Source organism: Salegentibacter profundi, assembly GCF_054121475.1.
Genome location: NZ_JBSYGG010000001.1, coordinates 73,318 through 86,235 on the forward strand (window position 1 = coordinate 73,318; position 12,918 = coordinate 86,235).

13 protein-coding genes and 1 riboswitch are annotated in these 12,918 nt (G+C 37.6%); of the genes, 11 read left to right on the forward strand and 2 right to left on the reverse strand.

What is annotated here, in order from left to right:
• The first annotated feature begins 2 nt into the window (after positions 1 to 2).
• On the forward strand, positions 3 to 1,016 hold the full coding sequence (murB, locus tag ACW6NC_RS00360; protein ID WP_457862964.1) for a UDP-N-acetylmuramate dehydrogenase: 1,014 nt from the start codon (positions 3 to 5) through the stop codon (positions 1,014 to 1,016).
• Between the two features lie 98 nt (positions 1,017 to 1,114).
• A riboswitch (TPP riboswitch) is annotated at positions 1,115 to 1,203 on the forward strand.
• Between the two features lie 132 nt (positions 1,204 to 1,335).
• Here murB and ACW6NC_RS00365 read toward each other — a convergent pair.
• The gene (locus tag ACW6NC_RS00365) at positions 1,336 to 1,950 is read right to left on the reverse strand and encodes a fasciclin domain-containing protein (protein WP_457862966.1); all 615 of its coding nucleotides are present in this window, start codon (positions 1,948 to 1,950) and stop codon (positions 1,336 to 1,338) included.
• A gap of 165 nt (positions 1,951 to 2,115) precedes the next feature.
• Here ACW6NC_RS00365 and ACW6NC_RS00370 point away from each other — a divergent pair, with 165 nt between their 5' ends.
• The 7 genes from ACW6NC_RS00370 to ACW6NC_RS00400 all read left to right on the forward strand — a co-directional run bounded on the left by ACW6NC_RS00370 (position 2,116) and on the right by ACW6NC_RS00400 (position 9,188).
• Positions 2,116 to 2,331, forward strand: coding sequence for a membrane or secreted protein (locus ACW6NC_RS00370; protein WP_457862968.1), 216 nt, complete (start codon positions 2,116 to 2,118; stop codon positions 2,329 to 2,331).
• A gap of 4 nt (positions 2,332 to 2,335) precedes the next feature.
• Entirely contained in the window at positions 2,336 to 3,439 is a 1,104-nt protein-coding gene (locus tag ACW6NC_RS00375) for a glycosyltransferase (protein ID WP_457862969.1), read from the forward strand.
• A complete protein-coding gene (locus ACW6NC_RS00380) occupies positions 3,430 to 4,002 on the forward strand; it encodes an RNA polymerase sigma factor (RefSeq protein WP_457862971.1) in 573 nt (190 codons plus the stop codon). Before ACW6NC_RS00375 ends, ACW6NC_RS00380 begins: the two co-directional genes overlap by 10 nt.
• Positions 4,003 to 4,075: 73 nt before the next feature.
• Entirely contained in the window at positions 4,076 to 4,954 is an 879-nt protein-coding gene (gene lipA, locus ACW6NC_RS00385) for a lipoyl synthase (protein WP_457862975.1), read from the forward strand.
• Between the two features lie 13 nt (positions 4,955 to 4,967).
• Positions 4,968 to 5,975 (forward strand): type I glyceraldehyde-3-phosphate dehydrogenase, encoded by a 1,008-nt coding sequence (gene gap, locus ACW6NC_RS00390; protein ID WP_457862977.1) that lies wholly within the window; start codon positions 4,968 to 4,970, stop codon positions 5,973 to 5,975.
• A gap of 40 nt (positions 5,976 to 6,015) precedes the next feature.
• Positions 6,016 to 8,235 (forward strand): ATP-binding protein, encoded by a 2,220-nt coding sequence (locus ACW6NC_RS00395; protein ID WP_457862979.1) that lies wholly within the window; start codon positions 6,016 to 6,018, stop codon positions 8,233 to 8,235.
• Between the two features lie 131 nt (positions 8,236 to 8,366).
• Positions 8,367 to 9,188, forward strand: coding sequence for a hypothetical protein (locus ACW6NC_RS00400; protein ID WP_457862981.1), 822 nt, complete (start codon positions 8,367 to 8,369; stop codon positions 9,186 to 9,188).
• Here the strand turns inward: ACW6NC_RS00400 and lpxK are convergent.
• Positions 9,172 to 10,194, reverse strand: coding sequence for a tetraacyldisaccharide 4'-kinase (lpxK, locus tag ACW6NC_RS00405; RefSeq protein ID WP_457862983.1), 1,023 nt, complete (start codon positions 10,192 to 10,194; stop codon positions 9,172 to 9,174). The two genes, ACW6NC_RS00400 and lpxK, sit on opposite strands and share 17 nt — an antisense overlap.
• 90 nt (positions 10,195 to 10,284) lie before the next feature.
• Between lpxK and ACW6NC_RS00410 the strand changes: the two genes are divergently transcribed.
• The 3 genes from ACW6NC_RS00410 (at position 10,285) to ACW6NC_RS00420 (ending at position 12,916) form a co-directional block, all read left to right on the forward strand.
• Complete coding sequence (locus tag ACW6NC_RS00410; RefSeq protein ID WP_457862985.1) at positions 10,285 to 11,379, forward strand: Nif3-like dinuclear metal center hexameric protein; 1,095 nt, start codon at positions 10,285 to 10,287, stop codon at positions 11,377 to 11,379.
• A 2-nt stretch (positions 11,380 to 11,381) separates the two neighbouring features.
• On the forward strand, positions 11,382 to 12,164 hold the full coding sequence (locus tag ACW6NC_RS00415; protein ID WP_457862987.1) for a zinc ribbon domain-containing protein: 783 nt from the start codon (positions 11,382 to 11,384) through the stop codon (positions 12,162 to 12,164).
• 143 nt (positions 12,165 to 12,307) lie between these two features.
• A complete protein-coding gene (locus ACW6NC_RS00420; RefSeq protein WP_457862988.1) occupies positions 12,308 to 12,916 on the forward strand; it encodes a hypothetical protein in 609 nt (202 codons plus the stop codon).
• Positions 12,917 to 12,918: the final 2 nt, after the last annotated feature.

A 12,918-nucleotide genomic window follows, 5' to 3' on the forward strand; every position in this document is an offset into this window, starting at 1 on the left:
GTATGCAGGTTTGCGAAAATATTTCTTTAAAAGAATACAATACCTTTGGGATTGATGTTAAGGCCAAGAAGCTTATTTCGGTTGCTTCCTTGGCTGAACTAAAGAAGGTACTTCGGCAAACTTATGCATCAGAACTTTTTATCCTGGGCGGGGGAAGCAATATGCTATTGACCGGGGATATCAACAAAACTGTCCTGCATATTGGTCTTAAAGGGAAAAAAATTATTTCCCAAACCGACAATGAGGTCGTAATTGAAGCCATGGCAGGAGAAAACTGGCACCAATTCGTTTTATGGACATTAAATCAGAATTTTGGAGGCCTTGAAAACCTTTCTCTTATCCCCGGCAATGTCGGCACAGCACCAATCCAAAATATCGGAGCCTACGGCGTAGAGTTGAAAGATGTTTTTGAATCCTGCACGGCAATAGAATTACAAACGCTCGAGGAAATAGTTTTTCACCCTCAAGATTGTGAATTTGGATATAGGACCTCCGTTTTCAAAGAGCGATTAAAGGGCCAACAAATCATCACCTCAGTAAGGTTTAAATTAAGTAAGAAGGCACATAAATTACGAACGGATTACGGAACTATAAGCGATTGGCTGCTTCGAGAAAAGATAGAAAATCCCGGCATCAGAGATATTTCTAATGCTATAATAGCAATCAGGCAGGCTAAATTGCCAGATCCTCGTCTTTTAGGTAATAGCGGAAGTTTTTTTAAGAATCCAATTATCAGCAAAGAGAACTATTTAGAACTTAAGAAAAAATTCCCCAAAATACCCTCTTATCCCATAGATAAAAGCCGGGTAAAGGTTCCGGCGGGCTGGCTTATTGAAAAAGCAGGATTTAAAGGTTTTCGCAGAGGAGATGCCGGTGTACATCAAAATCAGGCTTTGGTCCTGGTGAACTACGGCGAGGCGACAGGAGAAGAACTCTTAGAACTGTCCCGTGAAATCAGAAATAATGTTAATTTAAAATTTGGAATAAAGCTGGAAGCCGAAGTGAATATATTCTGATAAAATGTAGGAAAATATTTAACTATCCCTACGAATAAAGAATTCTTTTTTTAAGAATTCTTTATCAACTCACCACTTCATCTTTCTTTATCTTTATAATATCAATATCGGGGTGCTTTAGGCTGAGATTATACCCGCATTACCTGATCTGGATAATCCCAGTGTAGGGAATATTGAGTCTATCGAGGCTAAATGCCTTAATAGAGGCTTCATTTCCTTTACGGGAAATGAAGCTTTTTTTATCTTCAACATATGGGTAAAGGCCTATTATTCTCCCAGAATTTGAGTATTTCTTTCCTCAAATTATAAAAGAAAATAGTTAGGATTTTTTTCTCATCATTACCCCATCAATGGTATGGATCACACCGTTTGAAGCATCTATATCAGTTTGAATAATTTTAGCGGTATTGCCGTTTTCATCCTTAAGCATAATATCATCCCCACTTTTAAGGGCCGTAAGGCTTGACCCGGTCAAGGTAATTATAGTATATTCCCCATTGCCCTGGTCTATTCTTTCCGAAAGTTCTTCTGCAGTGATCTCATCCTCGACCACGTGATAATTAAGGACTTCATTTAATTTTTCCCGGTTTTCATTCTTCATAAGGGTATCCAAAATTTCCTGGTTCAATTTTCCGAATGCCTCATTTGAGGGAGCAAAAACAGTAAAAGGCCCCTCCTCTTCCGTGAAGGTCTTAACTAGCTTTGCATTTTGGAAAGCATTAGACAGGGCGCTTAACGAATCATCTTGGGTAGTTTTGGCAGCAATGCTGTTGGCCTCCCATTCCAAACGCTCTTCTTCAGCCTGCAGTTCGGCAGCACGCTGAGCTTCTTTTCGTTCTAATTTTTCTTGCTCTTCTTCTTTCTTTCCCTCCCCACAGGAGATAAATACAAAAAGTCCGAAAAATAAAATCATCAAAATTTTACTGCTATTCATAACTGGTCATTAAGAATTATAAACGGTAAATTTATTCTTCAACCGATACATTATTAGACATTTACGTATAATGTTTAGTTAAATAATGTAAAGCTTATCCTAATCCGCTCCCTCATTTTACCAATCTTGTTTTTATTCTTATTTTTGCAGAAGAAATCTATTACAATGAAATTAATAATCATAAGCATAATATTACTGGCTCTTGCCTTCGCAGGACTCGCTATTAAGATCTGGAGCAAAAAAGACGGAAAATTTGCTGGAACCTGTGCCAGCCAAAGTCCCTATTTAAATAAAGAAGGCGAATCATGCAGTTTCTGCGGAAAAATGCCAGAAGAAATGGGTAATTGTAGCACCAACAAAGAAGGGAAACAGACTACTTAACTGAATGGCCCTAACTTTACTCGGTTTTTATCTTTTATCCGGTTTAATCATCTTCTTCTTTTTTATTGCCTTTCTGTCATTCTCCAATGCCAGGTCCAAAAAAGGCAATAAAATTGGTTTTCCCGTTTCAGTAATAATTTGTGCAAAAAATGAAGCGGAAAACTTAAGGGAGTTTCTTCCCGTTATTCTGGAACAGGAATACCCAGATTTTGAGGTGGTCGTAATCAATGACGCATCTAATGATAATACCCTCGAAATCATCGAGGAATTCCAGAAAATAGACGGGCGTATAAAAATTGTTAACGTTCAGAATAATGAGGCTTTCTGGGCAAATAAGAAATATGCACTTACCTTGGGAATTAAAAAGGCCAGAAACTCCCATCTTTTGTTTACCGATGCCGATTGCGCTCCCCAGTCAAAGCGATGGATTTCCGGAATGGTTGAAAATTTCAGTCCTGAGAAAAGTATCATTCTAGGATATGGTGGTTATTTCAAAAATAAAAATTCCTTTTTAAACAAATTGATCCGATTTGAAACCTTGCTTACTGCTATACAGTATTTTTCCTACGCACGGATGGGAATTCCTTATATGGGAGTAGGCCGAAATCTGGCCTATACTTCTGAATTATTTTATGCGCATAAAGGTTTTGCCAGCCATTTGCACCTGCGCTCGGGAGATGATGATCTTTTTGTAAATGAAGCCGCCACAGCCAGCAATACAGACATTTGCTTTGATCAAGAAACCATTACAAGAAGCGTTCCCAAGAAAACTTTTAAAGAATGGTTTGATCAGAAAAGAAGGCATGTCTCTGTTGCCAAACACTATCGGTTAAAACATAAATTGTTACTTGGTGGTTTTTACAGCTCAAAATTATTATTCTGGTTTTTACTACCTATTCTTTTGATCGCCAATATTTATCCGGTAATTGTTTTATCAGCTTTAGGTTGTCTTTTATCACTGGAATTGTTAATCTATTACAAGTCGGCACGGAAACTGGGAGAAACGGATGTTGTTTGGTTATTTCCGTTTTTAGAAGTATTTTTAATCTTATCGCAATTAAGCATTTTTATAGCTAATATTTTCTCAAAACCGAACCATTGGAAATAGAACGGGAGGAGCTGCTTGCCAAAATAAAAGCCGCCAAAAACGGGAGCCAGGCTGCATTCAATTATCTTCTGGATAGATTCTGGAATGATGTGTATGGTTTTCAGCTTAAAAAGACAAGAGATGAGTATGAAGCTGAAGACATCAGTATACAGACTTTTTCCAAAGCTTTTAACAAGATTCATACCTTTGACGAGAATCATTCCTTCAGCACTTGGTTAATTGCCATCTCTAAAAACCTGCATGTAGATCTTCTTAGAAAAAAAAATGCTTCTATACGATCAAAAACCACTTCGGAAAACGTCACTGCAGTTCACCGCATTGCCGATGAAACTCCTACCATTGAGGACAAATTAATCAAGGATCAGCACCTTGCTCAATTACTAACAGATATCAAGCAGTTAAAACCCCATTACCAGGAAGTCATCAATCTGAGATATTTTCAGGAGAAATCTTACAAAGAAATTGCTGAGGCCCTTGATGAACCCATGAACAACATCAAAGTCAAACTTCTTAGAGCAAAAAAACTTTTGGCTGAGATTATAGAAAACAGAAACAGGCTTTAAACCATTAGAACAAAGGCTGTCTAATTTATGCAATTAGTCAGATTATTGTATCTTTGACCAATTGAATTTTGCTATGAGTACAGAGACAATTCCCCAAAAAGAAGCCAGAACAAAATCCAAACCTAAATGGTTAAGGGTTAAGTTACCTACAGGAAAGAAATACACCGAATTACGCAACCTGGTAGACAAATATGATCTCCATACCATTTGCACTTCCGGAAGTTGTCCTAATATGGGAGAATGTTGGAGTGAAGGAACGGCCACTTTCATGATTCTAGGAAATATCTGTACCCGATCCTGTGGGTTTTGCGGGGTTAAAACCGGAAGACCAGAAACAGTAGATTGGGATGAACCGGAAAAAGTAGCCCGTTCCATTAAACTTATGAAGATTAAACACGCGGTAATTACCAGTGTAGACAGGGATGATTTAAAAGACATGGGGTCTATCATCTGGGCTGAAACGGTAAAGGCGATACGACGAATGAACCCGGAAACCACCTTGGAGACCCTTATTCCGGATTTCCAGGGAAATCAAAGAAATTTAGACCGCATTATTGAAGTTAGTCCGGAGGTTGTTTCCCATAATATGGAAACGGTAAAGCGATTAACCCGGGAAGTAAGAATTCAGGCAAAATATGACCGAAGCCTTGAGGTTTTACGTTACCTGAAAGATCAAGGAATTAATCGCACAAAATCAGGTATAATGCTCGGACTTGGAGAAAAGGAGGAAGAGGTTATCCAAACGCTGCACGATTTAAAAGATGCAGGAGTGGATGTAGTAACCATCGGCCAATACCTTCAACCCAGCAAAAAACATTTGCCGGTCAAACAATTCATCACTCCAGACCAATTCAAAAAATATGAGGCTATCGGATTGGACCTGGGATTCCGACATGTTGAAAGTAGTGCCTTGGTTCGCTCCTCTTACAAAGCTCAAAAGCACATAAATTAAGCATAGGCTTCCAATGGCGACAAAAATCAATTTAGCCATCAATGGTTTTGGTCGTATAGGACGCAACCTTTTCAGGCTATTAATTGGACATCCCAATATTAAGGTGGTCGCTGTAAATGATATTTCCGATCCCCGTACCCTAATTCATTTACTGAAATACGATTCTATTCACGGGGTTCTTAAAAATGAGGTTAAGCCTTGCCCAGAAGGTTTTACTATTGACGGAATACCTGTAAAACTTTTAAACGAATCTCACCCCAAAGCATTAAAATGGCAAGATTATAAAGTTGATTATGTCGTAGAAGCCTCCGGAAAATTTAAGACTTCTGCAGATCTAGAGCATCATTTAAAAGAAGGAGTAAAAAAAGTTATCCTATCTGTTCCGCCACAGCAGGATTCGATTAAAATGATAGTTTTAGGAGTCAATGAGCATATTCTAAACGGGAGAGAGAGAATTATTTCGAACGCCTCGTGTACAACCAATAATGCTGCGCCAATGCTCAAAATAATTCATGAAAATTTTGGAGTAGAACAGGCTTATATCACCACAGTGCATTCTTATACATCTGATCAAAGCCTGCATGATAAGCCACACCGTGATCTTAGACGAAGCAGAGCTGCAGCTCAATCAATAATTCCAACCACTACAGGGGCTGCTAAGGCTTTAACTCATATTTTTCCAGACTTAAAAGAGGTCATTGGAGGCTGTGGAATTCGGGTTCCCGTACCCAATGGTTCTTTAACCGATATGACTCTTAATATCAAGAGATCTACTTCTATCGAAGAGGTTAACAACCTTTTTAAACAAGCCTCTCAGGAGAGTCTTGCAGGTATTTTAAATTATACTGAGGACCCCATTGTTTCTGTTGATATCCAGGGAAACCCATTTTCCTGTATTTTTGATGCCCAAATGACTTCAGTTATTGGCGGAAGACTTGTGAAACTTATCGGTTGGTATGATAATGAAATAGGTTATTCCAGTAGGCTTATCGATTTAATTTCAGTGGTTAATGATAATTAACTATATTTAACAACAAATTAGGCGCCAACCACCCCAAGTGATGAACTTTACGCATATATGGGTATTTTTTATATTTTTTCCCCTTGCCTTACCATCTCAGGATGTTGACGAGGTTGAAGATACCAATGTAAGGATTCAGAGACTCCTAAGGGATGCTGAAGAATCAATTAATATTCTGGATTTCGACAAAGCCCTTCAGCAATTAAATACTTCTCTGGAATTCTCAAAAGCCATCGATAACAAAAAATACATCGCCCTTACCAGTAGTATTCAGGCTAAATTGTACTATATCCGGAATGAGTATGGCAGAGCTACCACTGAATTGAATCGTGCTATTTCCATCCAGCGGGAAATCGGAGACGAGATGGGGCTTGCCTATAGTTATATTACGTACGCTAAAATCCTGAATTCTGAAAAAGATGCCATTCGAGCTCACAAGTATTTGAATCTTGCAGAAAGCCTATCAGTTAAAAATGATAATACGGATTATTTTGGAATCATCCATCTAAACCGAGGGATTATAAATTTAAATCTAGACCAGAAACCATCTTTAGCTTTATCCAATTTTAATAAAGCAGAAAAGTATTTAAAAGATGATGAGACTCCTAACCTTTATGAGATCTCCCGACTACATTATTATCGAGGTAGAACCCACGCAACATTACTGGACTATAATTCAGCCCTGACCGATCTCAGAATAGCAAGAAATCTTGGAATGGAACAACGCTTCAATGGAGTCCTAATGAGTTCTAACAAAGTTCTAAGTCAGGTTCATGAGGCAATAGGCAATCCCGCAGAAGCATTGGAATTCCTTAAGATCAGTAATAGGATCAGGGATTCTGTTTTTAATATGAATAAAGAAGCCATGGCAGTAGATGCCACCACGCGTTATGGAGTGGACGCAATGAAAAGCAGCCTTAATGAACTGGCCCTTCAGAATGCCGAACAGGAACGGTCATTAAAAGTAAATAAACTCACCACCATATTAAGCGTAGCCCTAATTACTATTCTCTCTTTATTAACCTTGTCCCTATATAAGAATAATAATCTTAGGGCAAGAGCCAACGAATTACTGCAGAAAAAAAATACCGAACTTACCAAAGCCAAAGAAAATGCAGAAAAAGCATCCATGGCCAAGGCGCAATTCCTTTCTACAATTACCCATGAACTACGCACTCCATTATATGCGGTAACTGGGCTAACTCATTTATTATTGGAAGAGAGTCCTACCGAAAATCAGAAAGAGCATTTAAATTCTTTAAAGTTTTCCGGGGAATACCTTTTATCACTAATCAACAACATTCTGGATCTTAATAAATTAGAAGCCAATAAGGTGGAAGTAATGGAGGCCAGTTTTAATCTGGAGAAAAGAATTTCTGATGTACTGATCGCCTTAAAAAATTCAGCTGATGAGAAGCATACGAAGATCCACTTTAACTTCGATAAAAAAATTCCCCGCAAACTAAAAGGGGACCCCTTAAAAATCTCACAAGTCCTTATCAATTTAATAGGAAATTCCATAAAATTCACGGAAAACGGAGATATCTGGATAAGTGTTAGGAAAATAAAACAAGATGGACCATTTATTTGGTTAAATTTTGAAATAAAGGATAATGGCGAAGGCATCACTAAAGAAAAACAAAAAGCTATTTTTGAAAATTTCACCCAGGGTTCTACCCAGATAAACAGAAAATTTGGTGGTACTGGACTTGGCCTATCTATTGTTAAAAATCTTCTTCATTTACTTGGAAGTGAGATTACCCTGGAAAGCGAACTTGGAAAAGGGTCTTGTTTTACCTTTGAACTTAAATTTGAAGCCGAAGAATTTTCAAAAACCGAATCTCCTGAACTCCCCTCCTCTTTAGAAAATATGGAGTTGATGAAAGGCAAAAAAATACTGGTGGTTGAAGATAACAAAATCAACCAAATGATCACCAGGAAGATTCTCGAAAAAAACGGCACCATCTGTGATGTCGCAGATAACGGCACCGATGCAATAGAAAAAATAAAATCCGAAGATTTTGACCTTGTGCTAATGGATATTCATATGCCTGGGATAAGTGGTATTGAAGCTACTGCAGCAATTAGAAAGTTCAATGGAAGCATCCCGATCATCGCATTAACCGCAGTCACTCTTGATGATAATCTCGATGAATTTTATGCCAATGGTTTTAGTGATATCATTCCCAAACCATATAAAACAGAAGAGTTTTACAGCAAGATTAACAATCATTTAGCACTAAGGGAATCAACCGTTTAGCCATTTGGCATGTGCTTTGCAAAATCAGGCTAATAAATTATATATCGCAGATTGTAATAAATATATAGTTTGAATTAGCCTAAAAGAAAATGGGGTGCCTGCGCACCTCATTTTTAATTTAACAACCAGCTATGAATTCAAATATTTATTGCAAAATCACTTTTGTTTTTTTTCTAAACTTGGCCACCGGAGCTATAACTGCTCAGGAAACAAAATCCGGCTCTGAGTTTTACGAACAAATTCGTGAGCTTGATTTTGAGGAAAGGGAGTCTTTAATTTTGAAGGAACTAAAAGCGGGTAATTTTCCTCAATTTATTTTGAACTGGAAGAAGATAACAAGCCTACAAAAAGACGCTTCGGGTAAGCTCCGAACTATTAATTTGTATGTTTCCCCCGATTACCTTTCGATAGGAAACCAAGAGGATTATTTTATTATTCCATTAAGTCCATCAACTGCTCAAAAAGTTGCCAATAAATACGATGCATCCCTACCCACTCCAAAACTAGCCGATATTATTTACCGCCATGCGGAATTAAAATTAGAACCATTCAATTATATCCCCCGAAAAAACAGGAATGAAACGGTAGATATTTTTTACGACCATTCCCGCGTAGTACAAGCACAGATAAAAGCTGCAGGTTTTAAAGCCGGAATTTTCGTTGCCGGTACCAAGAAAGATATTGTGATATCTAGTAAACTCAACGATCCGGACAGAAACCACCATGTATCTATATATGGTTGGCATCAATTAAACGGAAAGCCGATTCAGCCTCTCTATAATGGCCATTTCAACACCTATGTAGATTACAGTCACGGGGCGAGGCTCATTGCCAACTATATTCTCATAGATGGGAAAGAGTATAATTACCGGGATATCCTAAAGGATAAAAATCTTTTTAAATTACTGAGTTACCATACAGAACCTTTAAAAAGAACTACCTACTCCCCTTGAAGTCTACCTGGTTCACATAGGCTAAGATTTCTTCAAGAAAGGCCATTTCCTCATTTAAAAAAGAAACCTCTATAGGCAGATAGAAGAGTTTCTCATCAGGGATTTTATTATAAAGACGCATATAATCTTTCTCAGTGGTGAGAATCAATTTCTTTTTCTTCAGCATAGCTATTTCAGATGAATTAAAATTATGGTGATCACCAAAAGCAAGATGCTCAAATTGCAGCTTTTCTCCTTTCAAATATTCCAGCAGAGGTTCTGGTTTGGCCACACCGGTAACCAGGGTGAATGAAGTATCTATTAAATTTCCGATTTTATCCTTTGATCTTGCAGAAATTATTTCATCTGAATATCTGATTGTAGTAAAATACAATTCCTGATAATTCCGCAGAGAAAGTTTTGTTCGAATCTGTTCCTGAACGGAGATACTAAGATTTGCAGGACATTTGGTCACAATAATAATATCGGCTCGTTCTGCTCCAATCCCAGGTTCTCGTAAGTTACCAGTGGGTAACATAAAATCATCTGGATATAGGTCAGCAAAGGCGGTGAGTAGGATATTCAAACCTGCTTTTACTCTTCTGTGCTGAAAGGCATCATCAAGCAATATTACCTCAGGATTTTCTTTAAGTAAATTCTCTATACCATTCCGTCGATCCGCATCAACCGCAACAAGAGCAGATAAGAATTTTTTCTTGAATTGAAGTGGCTCATCTCCCACCTCTTCCGCAGTTTCTGTTCCATCTAAAAGCCGATATCCACGAGTTGTTCGTTTATAACCACGGCTAAGACTGGCTGCACGATACTGCTTACCTAAAACGTCGAGCAAAAATTCTATCATAGGTGATTTTCCTGTCCCCCCGGTATTAAGATTACCCACACAAATAACCGGCACCCTATAGGAAATAGATTTAAAGATTCCACTATCATAAAGAAAATTCCTCACGAGCATTAAAATTCCATAAAAAAGTGAAAAAGGCAGGAGGATTTTTCGCAAAAGTTCCATAGGGCGAACTATAATATTTATATTTGAAGTTAAGCTAGCTCAAACAAAATTAACAAAAGCAGGCTTCTGCTTTCAATATAATTAAATTAAATGCGGATTCAGGAAGTAATTAATATACTGGAAGATTTTGCGCCCCCCTATTATGCTGAAGATTTTGATAATGTAGGACTTCTTACCGGAGATGTGAACACCGAGGTAAAAGGAGCACTACTCGCCTTGGACACCCTGGAAGAAGTCGTAGATGAAGCTTTAGAAAAAAATTGTAACCTTATAATTAGCTTTCATCCAATTATCTTTTCAGGATTAAGAAAACTCAATGGAAGAAATTATGTGGAGCGCACCGTAATAAAAGCGATAAAGAATGATATCGCTATCTATGCCATTCACACTGCTCTGGATAATCAGTACAAAGGGGTCAACGACATGATTTGTGAAAAGCTGGGATTAAAAAACAGAAAAATTCTTATCCCGCGCAAACAAAGCATAAAAAAACTCAGCACTTATGTCCCTATCAACAATACCGATGAAGTGCGAAAAGCCCTTTTTAAAGCTGGAGCCGGAAGTATTGGAAATTACGATAATTGTAGTTTTAACCTTAAAGGATCAGGAAGTTTTAGACCTAATGAAGAAGCAAATCCTGTAATTGGGGAAAAAGGAGAGGTACACTTTGAGGAAGAGACACAAATAAATTTAACCTTTCCCGCACATCTGGAAGGAAAGATTTTGAAGGCACTTTTCTCTAGCCATCCATATGAAGAAGTCGCTTATGAAATCGCCACCTTGGATAACTCGAATCAACAAATAGGAATGGGGATGATAGGAGAGCTTGACTCAGCACGGAATGAAGAAGACTTTCTAGAGGAGGTAAAAGAAATATTTAAATCAAAATGCATTAGACACTCTGAATTACTTCAGAAACCTGTAAGAAAGGTAGCTGTATTAGGCGGCAGTGGTAGTTTTGCCATCGAAAATGCCAAATATGCCGGTGCAGATATCTATTTAACCGCTGATCTGAAGTATCACGATTTCTACAAAGCCGAGAAAAAACTGGTGCTGGCAGATATCGGTCACTATGAAAGCGAGCAATACACAAAAAATCTGCTACATTCTTATTTGACAAAAAAAATTAGTAATTTTGCAATTATTTTAGCAGAGACAAATACCAATCCTATCAAGTATATTTAACTATGGCAAAAAAAAACGAAGTTACTGTAGAAGAGAAGTTAAGAGCATTGTACGATCTTCAACTGGTAGATTCAAGAATTGATGAAATCAGAAACGTTCGTGGCGAACTTCCTTTAGAAGTGGAAGATTTGGAAGATGAAGTAGCTGGGTTAAATACTCGTTTAGAGAAACTGGATGCCGATATTGAAGTTATTGAAAATGATATAAAAAGCAAAAAAAACCAGATAGACGAGTCTAAAGCCACCATTAAAAAATATTCTGAACAGCAAAAGAATGTACGTAATAACAGGGAATTCAATGCACTTTCAAAAGAAGTTGAATTCCAGGAACTGGAAATAGAACTAGCAGAAAAGCATATTTCGGAATATAAAGTTCAGATTGAGCAGAAAAAAGAAGTAATTGAACAAACCAAGGATCGTTTGGCCGAAAGAGTAAAGCATCTTGAGCATAAGAAAAATGAATTGGATGAAATTCTTTCAGAAACTGAAAAAGAAGAACAGGCCCTTATCAAAAAATCCGAGGAGTTCGAAAAAAATATCGAAGAACGTCTGGTTAAAGCCTATAAAAGAATTAGAAGTAATGTAAAAAATGGATTGGCTATTGTTCCGGTGGAACGCGGTGCCTCCGGAGGTTCATACTTCACTATTCCACCACAGGTTATCATGGAAATCGCAGGGCGCAAAAAGATCATTACCGATGAGCATAGTGGCCGTATTTTGGTCGATGAAGAACTCGCCAAGGAAGAACAGGAAAAAATGAGCAATTTATTTACCAAAGTAAGTTAGTAGTTGCTTAAGTTTAATTTATAAAGCCCCATACCTAAAGGTACGGGGCTTTTTTATTAGTTGCTGTTTAAGTATTGATTAACAAGTATTTCACACTTAAACATCATATAAATTCTACCTTTAGATGTTCAAAACCTACTGAAATGAAAAAATATTTAATATTACTTACTTTGGCTTTAGGCCTCCTTTCCTGCAAAAATCAGGAGGATAAAAAAGAAGTGGAGAGTCAGGAGACAAAACAAATAGATGATGGGTTAACCTATCCAGATTCAGAAACAACGGATTCAGCGTCAAAAAAGTCGGAGAATGATTCAACCCGTCCAAATGACAATAGGGAATCACCTGGAAATATAAATGGAGGAAAAACCCAGAATGAAACTCAAGCAAGTATAGATTTCACCAAATATGTGAAGATTGGTGAAAATGATGTCAATTGTAGCTGCTTTTGTATTGATATTGTTTCCACAGGCCAGTCTGAACTCTGTCTGAAAGATAAAGAAATCTATATAAATGCACGATTTTCTCAAGAGGGAGCCACTACCCTGGTCTATTTTACCGGGCCTTCCACAAAAAACACCAACGAGGAACTCCCTTGGGAGGAATTTGACACTCAGACCCCTATTGCCGAAATTACTCGAACTGCAGAAGGAATAGAACTCGACTGGAAAGGCTTTTCTATAAATGGTGAATTGGCAGTAGATTATGCTATTTATGGAAAAAAAACTTTGGAAGGCTCATACCGAAAATTATAGAG

Coding starts and splice junctions, on each gene's coding strand:
- murB (WP_457862964.1), top strand. CDS start 3: ATGCAGGTTTGCGAAAATATTTCTTTAAAAGAATACAATACCTTTGGG.
- ACW6NC_RS00370 (WP_457862968.1), top strand. CDS start 2,116: ATGAAATTAATAATCATAAGCATAATATTACTGGCTCTTGCCTTCGCA.
- ACW6NC_RS00420 (WP_457862988.1), top strand. CDS start 12,308: ATGAAAAAATATTTAATATTACTTACTTTGGCTTTAGGCCTCCTTTCC.
- ACW6NC_RS00400 (WP_457862981.1), top strand. CDS start 8,367: ATGAATTCAAATATTTATTGCAAAATCACTTTTGTTTTTTTTCTAAAC.
- gap (WP_457862977.1), top strand. CDS start 4,968: ATGGCGACAAAAATCAATTTAGCCATCAATGGTTTTGGTCGTATAGGA.
- ACW6NC_RS00410 (WP_457862985.1), top strand. CDS start 10,285: ATGCGGATTCAGGAAGTAATTAATATACTGGAAGATTTTGCGCCCCCC.
- lpxK (WP_457862983.1), bottom strand. CDS start 10,194: ATGGAACTTTTGCGAAAAATCCTCCTGCCTTTTTCACTTTTTTATGGA.
- lipA (WP_457862975.1), top strand. CDS start 4,076: ATGAGTACAGAGACAATTCCCCAAAAAGAAGCCAGAACAAAATCCAAA.
- ACW6NC_RS00375 (WP_457862969.1), top strand. CDS start 2,336: ATGGCCCTAACTTTACTCGGTTTTTATCTTTTATCCGGTTTAATCATC.
- ACW6NC_RS00365 (WP_457862966.1), bottom strand. CDS start 1,950: ATGAATAGCAGTAAAATTTTGATGATTTTATTTTTCGGACTTTTTGTA.
- ACW6NC_RS00395 (WP_457862979.1), top strand. CDS start 6,016: ATGAACTTTACGCATATATGGGTATTTTTTATATTTTTTCCCCTTGCC.
- ACW6NC_RS00415 (WP_457862987.1), top strand. CDS start 11,382: ATGGCAAAAAAAAACGAAGTTACTGTAGAAGAGAAGTTAAGAGCATTG.